This window comes from Streptomyces sp. NPDC007896, assembly GCF_042959425.1.
GTDB lineage: Bacteria > Actinomycetota > Actinomycetes > Streptomycetales > Streptomycetaceae > Streptomyces.
This window is the reverse complement of record NZ_JBIBKX010000012.1, coordinates 190,483-211,432: the sequence shown is the minus strand read 5'-3', so window position 1 is coordinate 211,432 and position 20,950 is coordinate 190,483. Positions and strand designations below refer to the sequence as shown.

Genomic DNA, 20,950 nt, shown 5'->3' with positions numbered 1-20,950 from the left:
TCTCTCAAGCAAGGGTTTTCCCTCCCGCAACTCGCCTAGGGGGTTCCCCTCTTGGATGCGGAACGTTCCGCCTTCTAGCGTGAGCGTCGTGCCGCTCGCTCGGGCACACGGCGTCAGCCCACAGGCGCCGTGCCTCACCCCCCACACCCGCGCGTCCCCCCACCGGCAACTTCTGAGGAGATCCATGTTCGGGCTCAACCGCGCCAAGAAGACCGCCGCTCTCTGTACGGCGACCGCTGCCGCCGCCGCGACCGCTCTCCTGTGCGCACCCGGCGCCGTCGCCGCCCCCCAGCCGATCGTCGGCGGCACGACGACGACCACCACCGCGTACCCGTTCATGATGCAGATCACGGACGCCTCGCAGAACCAGTTCTGCGGCGGCACCCTGGTCGCCGCCAACAAGGTCGTCACCGCCGCCCACTGCATGGTCGGCGAGACCACGAGCAGCGTCCGCGTCGTCGGCGGCAGAACGTACCTCAACGGCACGAACGGCACGGTCAGCAAGGTCAGCAAGATCTGGATCAACCCCGACTACACCGACGCCACCAACGGCGACGACGTGGCCGTACTGACCCTGTCGACGTCGATGTCGTACACCCCGGCGTCGTACGTCGCCTCCACGGACACCGGTGTGTACGCCGCCGGCGCCACCGCCCGCATCATCGGCTGGGGCACCACCTCGGAGAGCGGCAGCTCCTCCAACCAGCTGCGCACCGCGACCGTCCCGATCGTGTCCAACTCCAGCTGCGCCGGTTCCTACGGCTCCGACTTCGTGGCCAGCGACATGGTCTGCGCCGGCTACACCAACGGCGGTACCGACACCTGCCAGGGAGACAGCGGCGGCCCGCTGCTCATCGGCGGCGTCCTCGCGGGCATCACCTCCTGGGGCAACGGCTGCGCCGAGGCCGGCTACCCGGGCGTCTACACCCGCCTGACGACCTTCTCGAGCCTGGTGAAGACGCAGATCAACTCGTAGCCACCAGTCGCCGGTGACTGTTCGTCAGTCACTGCGGCCGACCAGCTCCCCAGACTCCTGAGCACCCCTCAGGTGAAAGCCAGGGGGCGTTGCGAGCCTCCACGAGCGGCCCGCAACGCCCCCTATCCATTCCTCCCCCACTCTTCCCCGCTCTTCCCCGCTCTTCCCCTCTACTTGTCGGCGGTCAGCTTCCCCGCGCTGCCCCAACTGTCCGCCGGCACCTCGTGGATCCAGACGTGCACGCTCTCGGCGGGGATCTTGTACGCGTCGACGAAGGCGTCGGTGACGCGCTTGACGAGGTCCCGCTTGAGCTCGACGTCGCGCGGACCCTGCTGAATGGTGACGATGGGCATGGCTGAACTCCTTCTTCTGGGGCGGCTGCGGCCGCCTTCCGGCTACGGGTTCAGTTCATCGCGCGGGGGCTCGTCGACCAAGAAGCGGACCGCGACCGCAGCGATCAGTTCTCGTGATCGCCGCAGGCCGCGAGCAGGGCGTCCAGGTGAGGCGTCGGCGTCGTGCCGTGCACGGCGAGTCCCGTGGTGAGCGCGAGTCCCGGCGCCCGGAAGGGAACGAAGGCGACCCGTGGGCTGTGCAGGACGCTGGCGTGCGAGGCGTAGACGACCGTCCACAGCGGCCGGGTACCGATGCTGGCGAGGGTGTCCTGCAGGGAGCCGCTCACCGGTCCTGGCAGTGGTTCGAAGCCGGCGTCGTGACAGGCCCTGACGACCAGGTCGACCAGGGTGGGGTTGGTCCGGCGCGCGGTGATGCTCAGCGGGAGTGGGGCCAGTTCGGCGAGGTCGATCCCGTCGCGGGCGGCCAAGGGGTGCCCGGCGGGCAGCGCGGCCACCAGCGGATCGGGCCACAGCGGCAGCACGCGTACGCCCGGCAGGGGCTCCGCGCCTCGTACGAACGCGGCGTCGAGGCGACCGTCCAGGACCCGCGCGAGCCGCTCCTGCGCGGGCAGCGAGACCAGCTCGACCTGGACCGCGGGCTTTTGCTCGGCGATGCCCGCGAGCACCCGGTCCAGGTGAGCGCCGAGTCCGGTACTGGTGCCCAGGCGCAGCACCTCGGCCGCGGCGACCGCCGCGCGGGCCCGGTCCACGGCGGCGAGCACCGCCCGCGCCTCGGGCAGCAGCCGCTCCCCCGCCCCCGTCAGCCGTACGTGCCGCGGTGAACGGTCGAACAGCTCGGCCCCTAGCTCCCGCTCCAGCCGCCGTATCTGCTGGCTGACGGCCGACTGCACGATGTGCAGGTGCTCCGCCGCCCGCCCGAAGTGCAGTTCCTCGGCGACCGTGACGAAGTAGACGAGTTGCCGCAGTTCCATGTCCGGGACTGTAGGGCCCCTGTTTGAATGGCGGCCGTTGGGGGTGATGGGCATGGTGTCCACGGACCGGTTCCTGGCCTTCGCGGCGATGTCGCTGCTGGTGATCGTGATTCCCGGGCCGAGTGTGCTGTTCGTGATCGGACGGGCGCTCGCGCACGGCCGGCGCACGGCGGTGATGACGGCGCTGGGCAATGTCGTCGGCTCGTATCTGCTGGTGGCCGCGGTCGCCTTCGGGATCGGCTCACTGGTGGAGCGCTCGCTGACCGTCTTCCTGGTGGTGAAGCTGGCGGGTGCCGCGTATCTGGTCCTGCTGGGGGTGCGGGCGTTCCGGCACCGCAAGGAGATGAAGGCCTCGGCGTTGCGTCAGGAGCACGTGGCCGCGGCGCGCGGCGATCTGCGGACCGTCCTGGACGGCGCCCTCGTCGGCCTCACCAACCCCAAGGGTCTGGTCTTCTTCGCGGCCGTGCTGCCGCAGTTCGTGGACCACTCGGCGGGGCGGGTGCCCCTACAGATGCTGGTGCTCGGTCTGATCCCGATCTCCATCGGGCTGGTCACCGACACCCTGTGGGGACTGACGGCGTCCGCGGCCCGCTCCTGGTTCGCCGGCTCGGACCGTCGGCTGTCGCTGATCGGGGGCGCGGGCGGCTGCACTCTGATCGGGCTCGGCGTGACGGTGGCGGTCACGGGCCGCGCGGACTGAGTCCTGCGGTTACGTGTCTTACGCGGCCACGGTCCCGAAGCGGATGTCGTACGACGCCGACGCGCCGGACAGCGTCCGGAGCAACCCCTCGGCCTCCGCCACCACCTCCTGCCGCTGGACCTTCGTGAGCCGGCCGAAGGGTTCGATGGTGAGCACGTCCCCCTCCTGTCGCCACAGACCCCCCAGGAATCCGTCGACGAGCAGCGTGCAGTACGCCTGGTTGCCCGCCCAGGTACGCCCTTTGAGACCGGCGGGCACCACCCGGGAGCGGTCGACGTGCGAGAGGAGCAGGTTGTCGAACTCGGGCAGGAAACGGGGCGGGGCCGGGGTGTCGGAGTCGGGGCGGGGCGCGTCGGGCAGGTCGAAGAGTTCGACGCCGTTCTCGTCACGGAAGGTGAGCAGTCGCGGGCGGAGGCGTTCGAAGGCCTCGCGCAGCCTGGTCAGCCCCGCCCAGGTCTGCATGTCCTTGACGGAGGCGGGCCCGAACGCGGCGAGGTAGCGCAGGACGGCCGCGTCGGGGCCCGGGGACGGCTCGGTGGGACGGCCCAGCCAGTGTTCGGCGGTGGTCAGCGCGACCTGGCCGCTGCGGCCCCACAGTCCGCGCGGGGTGACCTGGACGAGCGGCAGCCGGCAGCGGGCGGCTACCGAGAGCGCGAACGGGTCGGCGTCCGGCCAGTGGACGAGCAGTTCCTCACGCAGCTGTTTCATCGTGCGCGGCTCGGCCTCCACCAGCTCCCGAGCGATCACGGCGAGCCGGTCCAGGTCGACACCGGCGAGCCCCTTGCGGAAGTTGTTCAGCTCCCGGTCGCGGGCCCCCTGCACGAGCGGTCGCAGGGTGAGGGCGTCGTCGGCGGTGTGGGTGTGGATGGTGGAGCGCAGGGTCACGATGCGGACGACGGCACGGTCCTCCATGGCCGTCGACAGCTCCTCGGGCCGGAACCCTTCCAGCCGGGCGGCGAGGGCGTAGTACGGCGGCTTCACGTTCTGCGCCTGAAGACCCACGAGGTGCCGGACGGCGTCCGTGGAGCCACGACCGGCGGACCGGCGCAGGAGGAGCTGGCGGGCGAGGGTCGCGCGGTTGAGGGCGCGGGGGTCGAGCACGGGTGCGGGGTGGCCGCCGACGCCGCGTGCCCTGTTCCCGCCACCGACCGACGTGCCGCCACCGTTCCCGTTCGCGTTCTGGTTCCCGTTCTGGTTCCCGTTCTGGTTCGCGTTCTGGTTCGTGTTCTGGTTCGTGTTCTGGTTCCCGTCCACGCCGCTCGTCTTCGTCGTCATGCTGTGCACGCTAACGGGACTTGCGGACACCTTCTGTCCGCAATCGGTGGAGCCCTCCACCGGAGCGCCCGCCCGGACAGTACGCCCACCACCGCCCGCGACATTTGACCCGTATATCCTTCTTCGTGATCACAGCGACGTACCTGCGACATGGGAGGCAGCCGCAATGTCCGAGCGACGCCCCCGTCCGGCTGCCAAGAACGGCAGAAAGCCCGTCTGGCGACGCGCCCTGAACCCACCGGCCGCGACCGGCGCGACACCCCCGGCACCGCGCGCCGACCCGCCGGAGCCGGAACCCGCCACCGACAGCGTCGTACAGGCGGCCCTGTACCGCGACGGCGTACGGGTCTCGACCCCCACCTCCCTCGCCGACACCTTCCGAGAGCTGCGCGAACAGCCGTCCGGCATGGCATGGATCGGCCTGGCCCGCCCCACGGAGGCCGAACTCCTCTCCCTGGCGGCCGAGTTCGACCTGCATCCGCTCGCCGTCGAGGACGCGATGGAGGCACACCAGCGTCCGAAGCTGGAGCGCTACGGCGAGACGCTCTTCGTCGTCCTGAGCGCGGCCCGCTATCTGGACGCGGCCGAGGAGGTCTACTTCGGCGAGCTGCACGTCTTCGTGGGCCCCGACTTCGTGATCACCGTCCGGCACGGCGCGGCGCCGGACCTGTCGGCGGTGCGCCGCCGTATGGAGGACTCCCCGGAGCTGCTGAAACTCGGCCCCGAGGCCGTCCTCTACGCGATCCTCGACTCCGTGGTCGACGGCTACGTCCCCGTTGTCTCCGGCGTCCAGAACGACATCGACGAGATCGAGACCGAGGTCTTCCGCGGCGACCCCGAGGTGTCCCGCCGCATCTACGAACTCTCCCGCGAAATGGTCGAGTTCCAGCGCGCCACCCGCCCCTTGGTCGGCATGCTGCACGGCCTGATGGCGGGTTTCGCCAAGTACGGCACCGAAGAGGAACTCCAGCGCTACCTCCGCGACGTCGCCGACCACGTCACCCACACCAGCGAACGCGTCGACGGCTTCCGCCAGGCCCTCACCGACATCCTCACCGTCAACGCCACCCTCGTCACCCAGCAGCAGAACGCCGAGATGCGCGCACTGGCGGAGGCGGGCTTCGAACAGAACGAGGAGATCAAGAAGATCTCGTCGTGGGCGGCGATCCTGTTTGCTCCCACGCTGGTTGGAACTATTTACGGCATGAACTTTGCGAACATGCCGGAGCTGGGATGGAGCTTCGGATACCCCTTTGCGATCGGCCTGATGGGGGTGGTTTGCGTGAGTCTGTACCTGATTTTCAAGCGGCGGGACTGGCTCTGAGCCCCTCTTGCCGCGCCATCCGGGGATCGCCCGGAACACCGTGCGGCGGGCCGTGGCCAGCGATGACCCGCCGGAGTACCGGCGGGTGCCGAAGGGCTCGATCGTGGACGCGGTGGAGCCGGCGATCGGTGAGTCGCTGGCGGAGTACCCGCGGATGCCCGCGACGGTGCTCGCCGAGCGGATCGGGTGGCAACGGTCGTTGCCGGTGCTGCAGGGCGGACCGCTCGCCGTTGTTCCCACTGTCCGGCACTGTCACGACGGGCGGTTGTCAGGAGGGCTCGCGGCCGATGGTGAAGTCGCCGCGCACAATGCCGACTTGGACGGCGTTTCCCTTGACCGTGCTGCGGGAGATCGTCTGGGTCACGTGTACGGCATGCTCCTCGGGCACCTGGCTCCCGGCTTCCTCGATCAGCGCTTCAAGCTGCGCACGGGCCTCGGGATACTCCTCCAAGAAGTCCTGCAGTCGGGTCTGCCACTGCCCCGCGACCTGGCCGAGCACGGCGTCACCGTCCTGCCCCGAAGTCTGCGCGACCGTCGCCGCAGCCGCATCCAGGCGCGCGAGCGCTCGGTTCTCACGATCCGCGTCGCCCCGACCCAACAGCCGCCCGAACGCATCCCGTACGCCCTGCCACGCATCGCTCGCCATCGCCGTTACCAGCGTCGTACCACCCGCCTGCGCGAGCGCGGCCACCCAATCCAGCATCCCGACCCCCTGCCATCCCCGGCGGCGGCGAACAACCGGCCACCGTTTTCACGAACACAGTAAGCTGCCACATAGGAATTCGACGGGCAAACGGCTCACCCGCGACATGTGTTCGGCAGCGGTGGGGGAGCAGATCTGAACGTCCGGCGAACCTGGTCGGACGACGGCCGTCGGAAGGAGAGCCCCGCGACGAGGGCCCTTTGACGGCCCTGGTCGAGGCGGCCGACAGCGCTGAGCATGCTAGGGAGTTGGCCGAGGCACTGGCGGGTATGCGGACCGGCACGGGCGATGTGCGCAAAGAAGTTGCTCGGCGCCCTCCTCGCATCGACCTTCGTCGGCAGAGGATCGCACTACGCTCCGCTGACGCGTCGTGCCTCTTTGGTCTACTGTGATCGATGTGTCGGAACGTGCCGAACCATGTGCGCTTGCAAGCGAGTTCACCGCAGCACTCACTCGTCAGCAACAGCTCGCCGAACGCCGTGAGGAGATCGTCACCAGGCTGCACGACGAGGTCGAGCGGTTGCGCCGAGGCGAGGTGCAGGTGGCGCTCGATCTCGTGCGCCACTCCTTGATTCGGCTCCACGACCAGATCCTGCGTCAGGCCGAACACGTCAGCGGCCCGCTCGGCGTCGACGAACTCCGGGCCCTGCTGACCGCGCTGGCCGACGAAGCGGCGGACACCGTGGCCAGGACCGGCGTCGAGCGGTACGTCCCCCGGCCCGGCGAGGCATTCGACATGGCGTTGCAGCGCCCGGTGGGCCGCGCCGCCGCCGAAGGGCCTGAGGTGGACCGGACGGTGGCACGCGTCGTGGCGGCCGGATTCGTTCAGGGGGAGCGGGTGGTGCGCAAGGCCGACGTCGTGGTTTCCCGGTGGGAACCGGAAGCCCCGTGAGCGTCTCCTTCTACGGTGGGGCTCAACAAGCAGGACTTGCAAGGACAACTGGCGAGACAACAGACGGGACGGGCGTAACGCGTGGCCGTCCCGGTGGCGGGAGACCGTATGGCCGTATACGGCATCGATCTGGGGACCACCTACTCCTGCGTAGCGCGGATCGACGACGTCGGCAGACCGACCGTGTTGCGCAACCTCGAAGGGGCGGACACCACACCGTCCGTCGTCTACTTCGAAAGCGCCGACAGCGCCGTCGTGGGGCAGAGCGCCAAGGACGCCACCGTCCTCGATCCCGAGCACGTCGTGCAACTCATCAAGCGGGACATGGGCGATGTGGTGCCACGCGAGTTCCACGGCCGCACCTACACACCCGAGGAGATCTCCGCTCGCATCCTGCGCAAACTCGTCGAGGACGCGAAGGCCGCCGGCGGTGGCGAGCCGCGCGACGTGGTGATCAGTGTGCCCGCCTATTTCGGGCTCGCCGAGCGGGACGCCACCCGCAAGGCCGGCGAGATCGCCGGACTGCACGTGCTCGACGTGGTCGCCGAGCCCATCGCGGCCGCGCTCGACTACGGGGCCCTGGAGGGTGACGAGGAGCGCGGAGACCGGGCCATCCTCGTGTACGACCTGGGTGGCGGCACCTTCGACACCACCGTGCTCACCCTGCGTGGGCGCGAGCTGACCGTGCTGTGCACGGACGGCGCGAAGGAGCTGGGCGGCAGCGACTTCGACGACCGCGTCGTCATGCACTTGGTGGAGCGTTTCCGCGAGAGGTTCCCGGACGTCGACGACCCGCTGTCCGACCCCCAGTCCGAGACGCAGTTGCGCAAGGACGCCGAGGAGGCGAAGAAGGCGCTGTCCTTTCGTGAGCGCTACACCGTCCGCGTCATGCACGAGGGCAGGGTCGAACCGGTGGAGCTGACCCGGGGGCTGATCGAGGAGCTGACCCGCGACCTGGTCGACCGCACCGTCGACATCACCCGCCGCACCGTCGAACTGGCCGCCGAGCGAGGTGTACCGGCCTTCGACGATGTGCTGCTCGTCGGCGGCGCCACCAAGATGCCCGCCGTCGCCGCCGCCCTGCGCACCCAGTTCGGCTTCGAGCCCAGACTGCACAACCCGGACCTCGCGGTGGCCCGCGGCGCCGCGCTCTACGCCCTCGACCGGGCCGCGTACATCGTCTCCAGCGGTGAACTCCCCGCGGGGCAGGCACTGGACGTGCCGGAGACCGGCCTGACCCACCGCCCCTACGAAATCTCCACCGTCGCCTCGCGCGGTTACGGCATCAAGGTCACGGATATCGACACCGGCCGGGAGTACGTCACCCACCTCGTGCACGCCAACGACGTTCTGCCGGCATCGGTGACCGACGACTTCCACACCCTCCGCGACGGCCAGCGGCAGGTCCGGATCCAGGTGATGGAACAGTCGGGCGCGGTGGAGTCGGAAGAGGTGGAGCACAACACCACTGTCGCGCAAGGCACATTGAAGATCCCGCCGAACAAACCCGCCCGCTGGCCCTTCCAGTGTGTCTTCACACTCGACACGTCCGGGCTCCTCACCGTCGTCGCCACCGAGCAGGAGACCAGCGAGCAGATCGAGATCTCCCTCCAGATCGGAGGGCTGTCCCAGGAGGCGGTCGACGAGGCGCGGGTCGCGATGAGCCGCCAGCGGATCGGCTGACCGAGGGCAGAGCGGGGGAACAGGGCCGTGGCCTTCGACGAGTTGCGCTACCGGCGCGAGGTGCTTGACGCCGGGTTGCCCGTGACCGAGGACCTGCGCACGCGCTACCAGTTGCCGCAGCACCTCGACCCAACCGCGGTCGCCGAGGCGGTCACTGCGGTCCGCGCCTGCTGGCGCCGCAGCCGGGCCCGGCTCAAGTACCGCGCGGTCATCGAGCAGTTGGAGGCCGGGCACCTCATCCACCAGCCGCTGCTGGACGCTGCCGCCGCCGGGGACCTGGGACGACTGCGGGCGGCCCTCGAGGCGCACGGCCTACGCGCCGAATCCGACCGGACCCGGCTGCGCGCGGCCCTGGAGGAGGCTGCAGGCGGGCTCGGCATGCTCGCCGAGAGCACGGTCGAGGACATTGCCGCCGCCCACCGGGTCCACGAGGACCAGGTACGGGACCTGCTGCCTGCCCTGGGGCTGCGCATCGCCGAGCCCGACCCGCTGTCGTGGTCGGTACCGCACCCCGCGTACGCGCGCTGCCCCGGCCATCTGGAGGTGCTGGGGCTGCGGCACCTCGGCGACTTCCTTGCGACGGGCACGCCCGGCGGGCGGGCCGAGCAGCCCGTACGGGTCTTCGACACGTCCCCGGCCGACCGACCGGTCATCGAGGATGCGACGCGGCGCTGGGGCCGGTTGCCCCACGGCGCCGCACATACCGCGGCCCAGGCCGTGGCAGCCGCCGTACGGAGCGTGCTGGCCGAGCAGGGCCCGGAGGGACTCGCCGGGATCCTGCTCCATGAACTGGCGATTCCGCTGCGAAAGCGACATGCCGCCCGCGCGACCCCGGCCACGCTCCTCGCGTACGCGGTGGAGGAACTGTCCGTCGCCGAGGACGACGCGCCGCGGCTGGTCTTCGCGGTGCTGCACGAGGCGGCCGGGGATCCCGTGTCGGAGCGGCTGAGCCGCCTGGCCGCGGCCGGGCGGCTCGCCGAGGCGGCGGCCGTGGCGGACCGCGTGCCTCCGGGCTCGCTCGCCGCGGACGCGCGCGCACTGGTCGAGCATGTGCGCGGGAAACTCGCCGAGGCGCGCGGCCTGGTGGACCGTGCGCGCCGGCTGCCGCCGGCCGAGGCGGACCGGGCCTGGGACCTGCTGGAACAGGCAGAAGCGGCAGTCCGCGATCTGCAGGGAACCGACGCCGTGCGCCGTCGCCTCGCGGTTCACCCGGTGTCCGGCCTCACCGCGACCCCGGACAGCGCGGGTGTCACCGTCAGCTGGCGGCCCTCACCGTCCACGGCGGGCGAACCAGAGTACGTACTGCTGCGCACCGAGCGGCGCCCGCCGCACAGCGCGGCCGACGGCACGAAACTGACGCTGGCGTCGCCGCGAGCCACCTCGCACCTGGACGCTTCGCCCCCGGTCTGCGTCCCGCTGTACTACGCGGTCGCCGTGTCCCGGGCCGCCGAACCGGGCAGCGCGCCCTCGCCGCTCGTGGTGCGCGGACCCGTCGTGCACTGGCCCGAGGTCACCGGCGCCCAACTGCGCCCCGGGGAGGGGCAGATCACCGCCTGCTGGACCTGCCCGGACCACGCCCAGTCCGTCGAGGTCGTCCGCACCGCGGCGGACGGCGAGGAAGCGCGGGTCGCCGCCCGCCGCGACGGCTTCACGGACGATGGGCTCGCCAACGGCACGACGTACCACTACCGCATCCGCGTCGTCTACCGCACCGACGACGGACTGCCCGTGCGCACGGAGGGTGTCCGGCGCACCGCCACGCCGCTCGCGCCGCCCGAGCCAGTCACCGACCTGGACATCCGCTTCGTGGACGACCACCTCATGGCACGCTTCGACCCGCCACCCGGCGGAGAGGTGCGCCTGTACGGCTTCGACGACGTGCCCCCGTGGCCGGCCGGCACCCTGCTGCGCACGGCGGAGCTCCCCGGGCGTCCGATCGTGGCGCAACCCGCCCCGGAAGGGCTGCGGTTCGCGCCGCCGGGCCGGCCCACCATGGTGCTCTCGGTCACGGTCGCCGGGGAACGTGCCGTCATAGGAGCACACGCTGTGGCCGCCGCGCAGGCGCTCGGCACGCCCTCGCTCACCCGGCACGGCGGCACGGGCGTGGCCGTCGTCTTCGACTGGCCGCCCGACAGCGGCGACGAGGTCGAGGTCATCTGGCGGATCCCCGGCGAGGCGGGCGAGCAGCGGCGCGCCGTCAGCCGCGCCACCTACCGGCACGAGGCGGGCGTACGGCTGCCGGTCGCGGACGGCGCCGGGGTGGAAGTTGAGGTGCGGCCGATCGCCCTGCTCGGCGGGGTGCCCGCATACGGCCCGCCGAGCACAGCGGTACTGCCACCGCGCGCCGAGGTCGACTACCGGCTGGAGCGGCACGGCCTGCCCGGACGCCGCACGGTCACCGCCGTCTTCACGGCGCGCTCCACCGTACGAGCCGAGCGGCTGCTGCTGGTGCGCTCGCGCGGCCCGGTCTGGCCGCTGGAGCCCTCCGACGGGGACGTCCTCGCCGAAGCCGCCGACGTGACGCTCGGCCCGGAGCAGGACGTGAAGCTGTCGGCGCGCCTGGCCCGCGGCCCGAGCGGCCGGCTGCGCTGCTTCGCCGTCGGCGAGGCACTCGTGCTGCGCGATCCGCCGCAGCACACACTCAAGGTCACCTAGGGGGAGTGGACGTGAGACTGCCGTGGCGCCGCACCTGGGTGTGCCCGCACTGCTTCCGGAGCATTTCCCGCGCGCAGATCGCGTACGTCTGCGTGAGCGGCGCCGCCGCCTGCGCCGACGGCCAGGGCCTCGCGTCCCGCGACCCCCTGGCCGGTTCGGCCGTGTGCGGCGCCTGCGGGCGCACCACCACTCGGCTGCGCTGCACCGCCTGCGCGGGTCGGCTGCCGGAGGGCTATCTCCGCACCCCCGGAAGGCTGGTGGCGCTCGCCGGACCGGTCAGCTCCGGCAAGAGCACCTACATCGGGGTCCTCGTGCACGAACTGCTGCACCGCCTCGGCGCCGAACTCGACGCCGCGTTGCTGCCCTGCGACGACAACACCATGGCCGACTACCACGAACGCTACGAACGGCACCTGTACGAGGAGCAGCACACTGTCCCCAAGACCGCCGAGCACGACGTCGGCCGCCCTCTCGTGCACCGCCTCAGCCGCACCCGGCGGGCCCGTTTCGGACGAGCCCGCGAGCAGGTGGTGACCCTGGTCTTCCTCGACACCGCAGGCGAGCACTTCACCTCGCGCGACCGCATGGAGACCCAACTGCGCTACCTCGCCGCGGCCGACGCCGTCGTCGTCCTCGTCGACCCGCGGGACCTGCCCGGCGCACCACTGAAGGACGACGACGGGGTGCCCGGCCGGTCGGGCGAAGTGCTCGCCCGGGTGCTGGGCCACCTGAGCGAAGGCAGCAAGGTGACCGTGCCGGTCGCGGTCGTCCTCACCAAGGCCGATCTCCTGTGGCCGCATCTGCCGGACAACTCCCCGCTGCACCGCACCCGCCGCCCCGGACCCGTCTTCGACGCCGACGACCGAGCCGCCGTCCACGCCGAACTGCAGGCCCTGCTGCGGCGCTGGCAGGAACACCAACTCGACGCGCGGCTGCACCAGTTCTGCACCGACTACCAGCTGTTCGCGCTGTCCACCCTCGGTACCGCGCCCCGGCACGGCGGCAGCCTCGGACTCGGCGGCGTCGTACGCCCGCATCGAGTGGAGGACCCCCTGATGTGGCTGCTGCACCGCTTCGGCGCCCTCGACCGGGGACAGAGGTGACGCACATGGCAGGACAGGCGCACTACACGTCCGCCCCGCCCTCGGACGCTGCACGCCACGGCGGCTTCCGCTTCACCGCCGTCTCCCCAACGGCTCGCCCTGCACTCGACGTCCTGCGCCCGCTGACGGGGTACACGCCTCCCCCTGGCGCAGACCGACACCGCCATCTCCCCGTGGCCTTCGCCTACGACCGACCGGACGACGACATGGCCGTGCTGACCCGCACCCGCTTCACCGGCCAGGACTACACCGGCCGCTGGGGCAACCACTTCTGCCACGCCTTGTACGTCACCCCCGACGAACTGGCCGGTCTGCGCCCCGTCGAGCTGTGGGACGCAGCTCACTGGGCCTCGACGCCGGCGCCCGACGACGGCCACGACCTGCCGGACCTCACCCAGCTCGTCCCCGGCAGCGCCGTCGGACCCGACCGCGTGGGCCGCCTGCTGGCCGGTGCCGGCGACCCCGGCATCCGCCTCCTGGAGCGGCTGCTCACCGCGGTCCTGCAAGCGCTGGCCGACGAGGGCCGCGGTGCCACCCTGATCTCCGGGGACCCGGAGCGTGTCGTCGACTGGATCGCCGCCGTCTCGTACGCCCTGCCCACCGGCCTGGCCGCCCGGCTGACGTTCACGACGTACACCGCGCGGCCGGAGGACGACCACCGCCATCTGAGCGGAACCCTGCCTGAGACCGCGGAGCGGGCACAGGGGCCTGTGTTCCACCTCGACGAACTGGCCGGGGACGGCTGCCCGGAGCCGAGCCCGACAGCCCGGTTCCTCGCCGGCGCGTTGGGGAGCGAGCGTCTCGACGTCGTGGACGCGGTCGCAGAGCTGTGGGACGCGGGCCCCGCGGACGGCGCCGAGGCAGGCGTACGGCGGCTGCGGACCGGGTGCGCGCTGCTCGCGCCGGACGGCGAGGCGGGGGCTTTGGGCGGGGAGAGCTCCGGGCTCGTGGGCTTGGTACATGCCCTTGCGGAGGTCCGGCCGGAGGCTGCGGGCCTGGCTCCCGAGCGCCTGAGGGACGCTGCCGCGCGCCATCTCGCCGAGGAGACCGCACCCCTCGGCGACGTACGGGCCGCGCTCGCCGAGCTGCCCGAGGCGTACCGGCCGGCCGTCCTCGCCGGGCTGCTCGCCGCCCTCGAAGCCTCCGCGGAACTGCGGACCGGCGCTCTGGACGCGCAGGCGTGCGCCTCCCTCGCCTCCCTCGCGGACGAAGCACCGGAAATGCTCGCCGACACCCCCGGGACCGCACTGCACGTGCTGCGCCGGGCACCCGGGGAGCCTCGGCCGGCCGCACTGCGGATCCTGCGGCTGTACCGGCAGGGGCTGTGGGAGGAGACGGAGACCTACGAAGCCCTGCGCGACCTGGTACGCGCCGAGGAGCCGGAGCCGGTGCGGGCACCACGGCTGCTGTGGCGGCGCGGGCCGGCCCGAGAGAGGGAGTGAACCGTGGCAGACCTCGTCATACTGTTCCTGACGATCATCCTGCTGGTCGTGCTGACCATCTGCTACGGCGTCTTCGTCACCCTGCCCCTGCTGATGTGGACCCAACTGCGCACCGTCTGGGGGACTTTCGGCCGGGCAGCACACACGCCACCCGACCCGCACGGCGAACCGGCCATCCCCGGCTACCTCTGCGTCACCGCGCCGAGCGACCTGCGCGTGACCTGGTGGGACGGACTTGAGCAGTACGAACGGCTGATGGGCGACGCCGAGCGATTCACGGTCGGCCGGGTGGAAGACTGGTTCCGCGGGACCGGCGGGGAGGGCTTCCTGATGCTCTTCCTGCGCCCGGCTTTCCTGCTCACAACCGTCGCCGTCGTGTTGGCCGCGACTGCGCTGAGCATCCTTCCACTGCTGTTCGCGCTGCTGGCGTGGGCGCTGTGCCGGGCACTGTGGACCCTGTGGTGGGCGGTGTGCGCGGCGGTCGGGCGGACGGGGCGCGCGCTGCGCCGCGGGTCGGCGCCGTGCCCGTACATGGGCTGCGGGCGCATCATCGGCCGCCCGGTCAGGCTGTGCCCGACATGCCGAGCCGGACACCGGCAGCTGGTGCCCAACCGGTACGGCGCCCTCCACCACCGCTGCCACTGCGGCACTCGCCTGCCCGCCGTCTTCGGCGTGCGCCGCCTGGACGCGTGCTGTCCGCACTGCGGGAAGGCGCTGCCGGCAGGATACGAACGGGCGCGGGTGGTCGTTCTCGTCGGGGACTCGGGCGCGCAGCGCGCCGGAGTGCACCGGCAGGTGCTGGCCGAACTGGGCGCCACGTCCGGGGCCGAGCCGCCGCTCGTGCGCACGGACGGGGCTCCTGTCCTGTGCTACGACCCGCCAGGCGACGCGTACGGCAGTCAGGAGTCGGTGGCCGCGCTGGACGTCCTGCGCCGGGCCCACGGACTGCTGCTGGTGGTGGACGACCCTGCCGCCCGCAGTGACGCCGTGCACGCCGTCACCCGGGTCCTGCACGTCATCGACGCCCTGCCCGCGCGCCGCCGTCCGCGCCGTCTCGCGCTGCTTTACACCCCCGTACGCGGCGACGACAACGACACCGCCGTGCGCGCGCGACTGGACGCGGACGGCGGAGGCCACCTGCTGCGCGCGCTCGATGCCACGGGCATCACGGTGCGCTGTGTCCCGGCCGCAGCGCTCGGGGAGACGTCGCGGTGGCTCGCCGGTATGGCCGGTACCGCCGGTTCCGGGGAGAGCATGGCGCCTCCGCTCGTACGCCGCCCCGAGAGCACCCCGTTCCGCCTCCCCCGACATCGCGTCGCCCGCCGCGCCTTCCTGCTGCCCCACTTCGCCGGGTACCTGGTCGTACCGCTCGCCCTGGCTCTCCTGCAGGCGGGTGTGCTGCCGCCGGCCGCCTTCTTCGGCCTGCCCGGCAGGTACGACAAGTGGCGGCATCCGCTGACCGGTTCGGTCCGCCAGGTCGACCTCGCCGCAGCCGCCACCCAGGACTGGCCGAAGCTCAGCGCCAGTTACTCGGCGCCGGGACACCAACCGTCCGCCGCCCTGTCGGGCCACGCGGGCTACTGGTCGGTCAAGGGATCGCCGCAGAAGGACAACTGGCTGAGGGCGGACTTCGGGATGCCGCTGCCGCTGAGCGAGGTGTCGGTGGTCTTCGACCCGGACAGCGTGAAGTCGTCGTTCTCGCTGGGAGTCGACGTGGAGGGCCAGGTCGGCGCCCGCACGGTCGACTTCCGCTCCGAACACGGTCGCGAGCAGAAGCAGGGGCCCTACCTCACGAAGACGTACGGTTACGACATCCCCGTCCCGGAGCCCGTCGACTCCGTCCGTATCGGTTTGGGCCTCTCCCTGGTCGCCAAGGACGACGAGGAACAGCAGCTTCGCCTGCGCGAGTTCGACATCCGCTGGACCAGCTCCGACGCTCTGCGCCTGCACCCGGCGGACGGCGGACGGCTCGCCGTGGAGAACGCCACGGCACGTGACCTCGCCATCACCGTACGGCCGCCCCTGCTGCCCGCGGGCTGGAACGCCACCCTCGTCGGACGGCCGCCCCGGATACTGGGGGCGCACGACACGTACGAGGCGCGCTGGCGGATCACGGCTCCCCAGGGGGCCACGGGCCGTGCCCCCATCGCCTACGCCGTCGGCATCACCGAGGACGACCACACCGTGACGGCACGCTGCCTGGCTCTCCTCACGGCCTCCGTGGACACCGAGCCGCTCTGCTGAGGGCTCAGCGGTCAACGGACGGCGATGTCCAACGTACCCCGGCGAAGTCAGCCAGAGCCGCGGCGAGTTGGGGATCCACACTCGAGGAGGAGCCGAGTGGCAGGACGAAGTACCAGCCCTCGCCCAGGCGGGAGCGGCGCGGCGGGCGCCGGGCGCCGGCGAGAAGCCGGACCTGCAGTGCGTAGAAGGGCGCGTCCCGGCCCCGGATCACCGCGCGGCGCACGGTGATCCTCTCGACGTGCCGCCACTCGTAAGAGCGTTGCCTGCGCCCGATCACGGAGGTGACGCCGTCTCGGGTCAGTTCCAGCTCCAGCCGCCGCCGCGGCATGAGGAACCCGGTCACGGTGATCACGGTGCCGATGAAGGGCCAGAAGACCAGCACCAGCCATGAGGCCGGGTCCTGCCACTGTCCGGTCACGCTGAACCGAACGACGAAGACGGCCATGAGCGGGCCCAGAACGGCCCAGTGGGCCAGCGACAGCCTCCGCGACCTGCCGCGGAGGCGGTAGTGGTCCGCGGTGTGTTCCACCGTGAAGTCACGAGAGTCCGCGAGAGCGGGGACGGGGGGCGGCTCGGAGCTGGGCGAAGCCGTTCCCCGTTCCTGGGCGTATCGCTCCGCCAGACGCTCCTGAATCCGGTGGTTGCGGAAGCGGTAGGTGCCGCCTGACAGTTGCAGCAGGCCCGCGGCGCGTGCGTCCTTGAGGAACGCCATCAGAGACCACGGGACCCGGCCCGTCGCCGCGAGGGAGCATTTGGCGAGAATCCAGCGGCTCCACGGACTGAGCAGCACCAGCGTCGCGGAGGCGCCCGCCCAGGCGCCGACGGCCGCACCCCAGCCCCAGCTTCCGCCGCTGAGCCCGAAGAACGCACCCACACCGGCTCCGATGAGCGGGGCCACCATCGTCAGCGTCGTGACAAGCGCACTCCGCTCGCCGCGCAGCAGTTCGTCGGGGGTGGCGGCGTCCACGGTGTCGGCGGGAGCCGCGTACACGATCATCAGCAGGACGGGCAGTACGCCCCCGACGGAGAACCAGACCAGGACGGGGTTCGGCGTCACGAAGACGTACAAGGAGAGGAGGAGGACGATCAGGGCGGGACCGCCCGCGAGAGTCGCGAGGCGGACCAGCGGGCCCACCCGTGCATGCCGGTCGAGGGAGCGCAGCGCGTGGATGAACAGCAGCGGGTTCGCGCTACGTCGCGGCTCGGTGAGCCGCTGGCCGAACCAGGAGGCGGTCACCGAGCGCGCGATGGCGGCGAAGATGATCCCACCGGTCACGGCCGTCGTCACGCTCAGGTCGCCCAGCGGGGCGCTCTCCGCATAGCCGGACATGCCTGCCTTGATGACGAGGGAGAGCAAGATGCCGGTCGCGAGCAGCGCGGGAAGGGCGAGCAGCCGGGGCAATGGCGCCGCGTACAGCCGCCACCAGGCCAGTTCGGACTCCTCGCGACGGCTCAGCAGCAGTGCCAGGTACGCAAGCCAGGCATCGGCCCGTTCGGCGTCCCAGGCGCGGGGCGGGTGCAGCCGACCCGGGTCCGGGGGGCGTGGCGGAAACGCGGCGGGCACGATCCGGTCGAGGAGGTGCGCCTCGACGGCAGCCCTGGTCGGGAACCGCTTCCGGTCCACCAACTCCCGTGGATCCGCTGGATGTTGCTCATAGGACCGGCGTACCAGCCACACCATCAGCGGACTGGTCAGGGCCCAGGAGACCGGCGCGGAGGGTTCTTTCTGGAGGGTCTCCAGCAGGCGTGACCAGGCCGCGGTGCGGGCCGGAGGCTGGGCCCTGCGGAGGTAGTTCGCCACGTCGGCGGGGCGCAGCGGCAGCGACTCGATCACCGTCGCGTGCCGCAGGCCCTTGCCCTCCTGGTCGAGGTGCCCGTACTCGGCCGTGCGGGAGACCAGTACCGCGTCCGCCTCGCTTCCGAGGCCGGCGTTGAGCGCGTCGAGTACCTCGGCGCGGCGGTGCGGGGGCAGTTCGTCGAGGCCGTCGAGGACGGGCAGCACCCGCCGATCGTCGACGAGTCGGCGGGCCGGGTGCACGCCGTCCACGGGCGGCAGACCCGGGTGGTCCTGGCGCAGCCGGTCCACCAGCCACTCGGTGAGCGACTGCCGCCGAGTGTCCCAGGACTCCAGGGACAGCACGAGCGGGATCGGCACGTCGTCCTCGCCCTGGGTGAGCCGGCGGGCGAGGAGTTCGAGGGTGAGCAGGACGGAGAGCACGGTCTTGCCGGACCCGGCGGAGCCCAGGACGACCAGGCGCCGTCGCGGCCGGAGCATGAGGAAGGCCCCGGCGATGGTGTCGGTCCCGGAGCCCGCGGGCATGTACTCCCCGGCGGACGCGACTCGCCGGCTGGGCGTCCAACGCACGGGCAGCGGTTCGGGATCGGTCATGTCCCAGGCGTCGGCCTCGGCCCGCCACCGATGCAGGAGACTGCGCGCGAGCCGCCGCTCGGCCGTGGCCAGCGGAGCATCGTCATCGGGCGGCGGTGGCTCCACGCGCAGGGTCACATTGAGATCACCTTTGAGGATCCCGATCTGGATCAGGTAGTCGGCTGTGCAGTCGACCGCGGTGTTGGTGATGTGCGGCCCGCCGCCGGAATCCGCCTGCCTCGCCATGTACGTCCGCCCCCGTCGTCGCTCTTGCCACCGTAATCATCAGTATCCCCACCGAAGGCGAGGGGACCCGGGAATGCCGCCGGTGCCCGGCTCAGGAACCCGTCGGGTTCCCGTGCAGGCGTACCGTACTGAGGATCTTCATGATGGTTGAGTCCGGCAGCTCGTCCTTCACGCCCGTGGCGCCGTAGAGGTTCCATGCGACGAAGTCGCCCGCCGAGTTCGTGAAGCCGAACGTCATGGCCTTGCCGTCAGTCGCGCACTTGCCCTTCTGGGGCGTGTTCCTGGACCGGGCGCGGGCGATACTGCCCTTGACACCGGACTTGGTCGTGTACGGCTTCGCCACCTCGTCGTCGATGATGCTCTTCTTGTCCGGCTGCGTGTAACCGCCGTACACCCACCAGCCCACCTGGCTCAATGCGGCATCGGCGGTGCTCTTGGCGCCCTTGGCTCCCTTCGTGCCCGCCGCGGCCAGCGCTGTGCCGTCCACGCGGCCCTCATTGCCGTCGTCGGACAGGCACCAGTTCTCCCGGAGGACCGCTGGTGCGCTCATGACGATGACGGTCTTGCCCCAGTTCTCGGGGTTGTTGTAGTCAACCTTGCTGTCATCGAAGCCGATCAGCGTGTCCGGCCCCTTGACGTCCCAGCCCGGCGGCACGTCGAAGGCCGTGCCCCACTTGGGGTTGACGACGACCTTCCAGCCGGGGATGGTCGGCCTCTCAGCCGCTCCGCCCCCGAGCGGGCTGCCGGACGCCGAGGCCGTCGCGCTCCGCGAGGCACTCGCCGAAGCCTTCGCGTTCTTGCCGCCACTGTCGGCGTTGTCGTCTCTGCCGCCGCTCAGGAGCAGGAAGCCGGTGACGCCGGCGGCCATGACCACGACCGTGGCCGCCGCGATCGCGACTGCCTTCGCCCGCTTCCCGCCGCCCCCGCCGGGCGGCCACCCCGGCTGCTGGTGCGGGTTTCGCCGCTGGTGGACGTTCTGGCTGTGCGAGTTCTGCTCGCCCCCGGGCGCCTGTCCTAACCACATGGGCAGTAACCCTAGCCCTGCGAATTCACGCCGCTGCGTGTCCTGACGGGTGCGGCGTCCACGGAGAGTACGCGACCGGTGAGCGCCTTCGGCTGGCTGGAAGGGCCGCGTGTCATCCGCGGTCGCCGGCCCCGCAAGCCGGATCTGGTTGCCATGCGCCGGGTCGTGGATCCTCGGTGGTACGCCGCCGACGGCGAGCCCGTGCGCCGCTGGCGCCACCGCGCCCCGCGCGCACTGCGCACCGCCGTCGGGGTCGTCTTCCAGCAACCCAGGCTCTCCGCGGACCCCCGGCTGCGGCTCACCGACCTGATCGCCGAACCACTGCGCGCCACCGACCGCCGCGAGGAGACGGGCGAACGGGTCCCAGAGCTGGCCGCCACCGTCGGTCTGACCCCCGACCTGCTGGGCAGACGCCCCCACGAAGTCAGCGACGGTCAGCTCCAACGCGCCTGCCTCGCCCGCGCCCTCGTGCTGCGCCCCCGCTGGCTGATCTGCGACGAGATGACCGCGATGCTCGACGCGTCGACCACCGCCGCACTGGTCACGGTCGTCGAGGAGTACCGCAGCAGCACCGGGGCCGGTCTGCTCGCCGTCGGCCACGACCGCGTACTCCTGCGGCGCTGGTGCGACCGCACCGCTGACTGGGAGAGCCTGGCCCCCGCTGCGGGAAATCGCCCCTGACGAGGTTGTGAGCGATAGGCGCGTGTCGCCCTTGCGCGTTGTCCGGCTTCAGCGCGAGCACGCCGTGCGTCAGCGCGAGCACGCGGTGCGTCAGCGCGGATCGCTCCGAAGCAACGAAGAGCGATCGCGCCTGCGGGCTTCAAGTGCGGACATTCCGATGGGCGCGTACCCCAGTTGCCGGGCCGTCTCCAGAACGCGCCGCCGGGTCTCGGTGTTGACGCGCTTGCCCTCGACCTCGTTGAGGATGTGGGAAACGGTCGTGACCGAGACTCCGGCGACTGCCGCCACGTCCTTTGTCCCGATCCGCCTG

Annotated in this window: 16 protein-coding genes and 2 pseudogenes; 11 read left to right on the top strand and 7 right to left on the bottom strand. The window is 71.6% G+C overall.

Annotated elements, in window-relative coordinates:
* Nucleotides 1–184 precede the first annotated feature (184 nt).
* Nucleotides 185–976 (top strand): trypsin-like serine protease, encoded by a 792-nt coding sequence (locus tag ACFZDJ_RS34220; protein ID WP_391064682.1) that lies wholly within the window; start codon nt 185–187, stop codon nt 974–976.
* Nucleotides 977–1,146: 170 nt separating this feature from the next.
* On the opposite strand, the pseudogene dmpI reads toward ACFZDJ_RS34220, so the two are convergent.
* Both dmpI and ACFZDJ_RS34210 read right to left on the bottom strand, forming a co-directional pair.
* A pseudogene (dmpI, locus tag ACFZDJ_RS34215) lies at nt 1,147–1,332 on the bottom strand (4-oxalocrotonate tautomerase DmpI); the annotation flags it as partial.
* 101 nt (nt 1,333–1,433) lie between these two features.
* On the bottom strand, nt 1,434–2,300 hold the full coding sequence (locus ACFZDJ_RS34210) for a LysR substrate-binding domain-containing protein (protein WP_391064679.1): 867 nt from the start codon (nt 2,298–2,300) through the stop codon (nt 1,434–1,436).
* Between the two features lie 52 nt (nt 2,301–2,352).
* Between ACFZDJ_RS34210 and ACFZDJ_RS34205 the strand changes: the two genes are divergently transcribed.
* A complete protein-coding gene (locus ACFZDJ_RS34205; RefSeq protein ID WP_391064676.1) occupies nt 2,353–3,000 on the top strand; it encodes a LysE family transporter in 648 nt (215 codons plus the stop codon).
* Between the two features lie 18 nt (nt 3,001–3,018).
* On the opposite strand, the gene ACFZDJ_RS34200 is transcribed toward ACFZDJ_RS34205, so the two are convergent.
* The gene (locus tag ACFZDJ_RS34200) at nt 3,019–4,275 is read right to left on the bottom strand and encodes a DNA glycosylase AlkZ-like family protein (RefSeq protein ID WP_391064672.1); all 1,257 of its coding nucleotides are present in this window, start codon (nt 4,273–4,275) and stop codon (nt 3,019–3,021) included.
* Nucleotides 4,276–4,441: 166 nt separating this feature from the next.
* Here ACFZDJ_RS34200 and ACFZDJ_RS34195 point away from each other — a divergent pair, with 166 nt between their 5' ends.
* Complete coding sequence (locus tag ACFZDJ_RS34195; RefSeq protein WP_390934427.1) at nt 4,442–5,599, top strand: CorA family divalent cation transporter; 1,158 nt, start codon at nt 4,442–4,444, stop codon at nt 5,597–5,599.
* A gap of 22 nt (nt 5,600–5,621) precedes the next feature.
* Nucleotides 5,622–5,813, top strand: a pseudogene (locus ACFZDJ_RS34190) (IS21 family transposase); the annotation flags it as partial.
* Nucleotides 5,814–5,867: 54 nt separating this feature from the next.
* On the opposite strand, the gene ACFZDJ_RS34185 reads toward ACFZDJ_RS34190, so the two are convergent.
* Nucleotides 5,868–6,302, bottom strand: a complete 435-nt coding sequence (locus tag ACFZDJ_RS34185) for a hypothetical protein (RefSeq protein WP_391064953.1) — start codon at nt 6,300–6,302, stop codon at nt 5,868–5,870.
* 397 nt (nt 6,303–6,699) lie between these two features.
* On the opposite strand from ACFZDJ_RS34185, the gene ACFZDJ_RS34180 reads away from it, so the two are divergent.
* From ACFZDJ_RS34180 to ACFZDJ_RS34155, 6 genes are all read left to right on the top strand, one after another.
* On the top strand, nt 6,700–7,194 hold the full coding sequence (locus tag ACFZDJ_RS34180; protein WP_248297076.1) for a nucleotide exchange factor GrpE: 495 nt from the start codon (nt 6,700–6,702) through the stop codon (nt 7,192–7,194).
* A gap of 108 nt (nt 7,195–7,302) precedes the next feature.
* Complete coding sequence (locus ACFZDJ_RS34175) at nt 7,303–8,877, top strand: Hsp70 family protein (protein ID WP_385375292.1); 1,575 nt, start codon at nt 7,303–7,305, stop codon at nt 8,875–8,877.
* A gap of 27 nt (nt 8,878–8,904) precedes the next feature.
* A complete protein-coding gene (locus ACFZDJ_RS34170; protein ID WP_391064669.1) occupies nt 8,905–11,532 on the top strand; it encodes a hypothetical protein in 2,628 nt (875 codons plus the stop codon).
* A gap of 11 nt (nt 11,533–11,543) precedes the next feature.
* Nucleotides 11,544–12,635: an ATP-binding protein gene (locus tag ACFZDJ_RS34165; protein ID WP_248297075.1), complete on the top strand. Its 1,092-nt coding sequence runs from the start codon at nt 11,544–11,546 to the stop codon at nt 12,633–12,635.
* A gap of 5 nt (nt 12,636–12,640) precedes the next feature.
* Nucleotides 12,641–14,077 carry a hypothetical protein gene (locus ACFZDJ_RS34160; RefSeq protein WP_391064667.1) on the top strand — a complete coding sequence of 479 codons (1,437 nt, stop codon included), beginning with the start codon at nt 12,641–12,643 and terminating at the stop codon, nt 14,075–14,077.
* Nucleotides 14,078–14,080: 3 nt separating this feature from the next.
* Nucleotides 14,081–16,321: a hypothetical protein gene (locus tag ACFZDJ_RS34155; protein WP_391064664.1), complete on the top strand. Its 2,241-nt coding sequence runs from the start codon at nt 14,081–14,083 to the stop codon at nt 16,319–16,321.
* Nucleotides 16,322–16,325: 4 nt separating this feature from the next.
* Here ACFZDJ_RS34155 and ACFZDJ_RS34150 read toward each other — a convergent pair whose 3' ends face one another.
* Nucleotides 16,326–18,935, bottom strand: a complete 2,610-nt coding sequence (locus ACFZDJ_RS34150; RefSeq protein WP_391064661.1) for an NACHT domain-containing protein — start codon at nt 18,933–18,935, stop codon at nt 16,326–16,328.
* A gap of 91 nt (nt 18,936–19,026) precedes the next feature.
* Nucleotides 19,027–19,959 (bottom strand): hypothetical protein, encoded by a 933-nt coding sequence (locus ACFZDJ_RS34145; RefSeq protein ID WP_391064658.1) that lies wholly within the window; start codon nt 19,957–19,959, stop codon nt 19,027–19,029.
* 78 nt (nt 19,960–20,037) lie between these two features.
* On the opposite strand from ACFZDJ_RS34145, the gene ACFZDJ_RS34140 reads away from it, so the two are divergent.
* Nucleotides 20,038–20,640: an ATP-binding cassette domain-containing protein gene (locus ACFZDJ_RS34140; RefSeq protein WP_391064655.1), complete on the top strand. Its 603-nt coding sequence runs from the start codon at nt 20,038–20,040 to the stop codon at nt 20,638–20,640.
* Between the two features lie 90 nt (nt 20,641–20,730).
* Here ACFZDJ_RS34140 and ACFZDJ_RS34135 read toward each other — a convergent pair whose 3' ends face one another.
* Nucleotides 20,731–20,928, bottom strand: a complete 198-nt coding sequence (locus tag ACFZDJ_RS34135) for a LacI family DNA-binding transcriptional regulator (RefSeq protein ID WP_391064652.1) — start codon at nt 20,926–20,928, stop codon at nt 20,731–20,733.
* Nucleotides 20,929–20,950 lie beyond the last annotated feature (22 nt).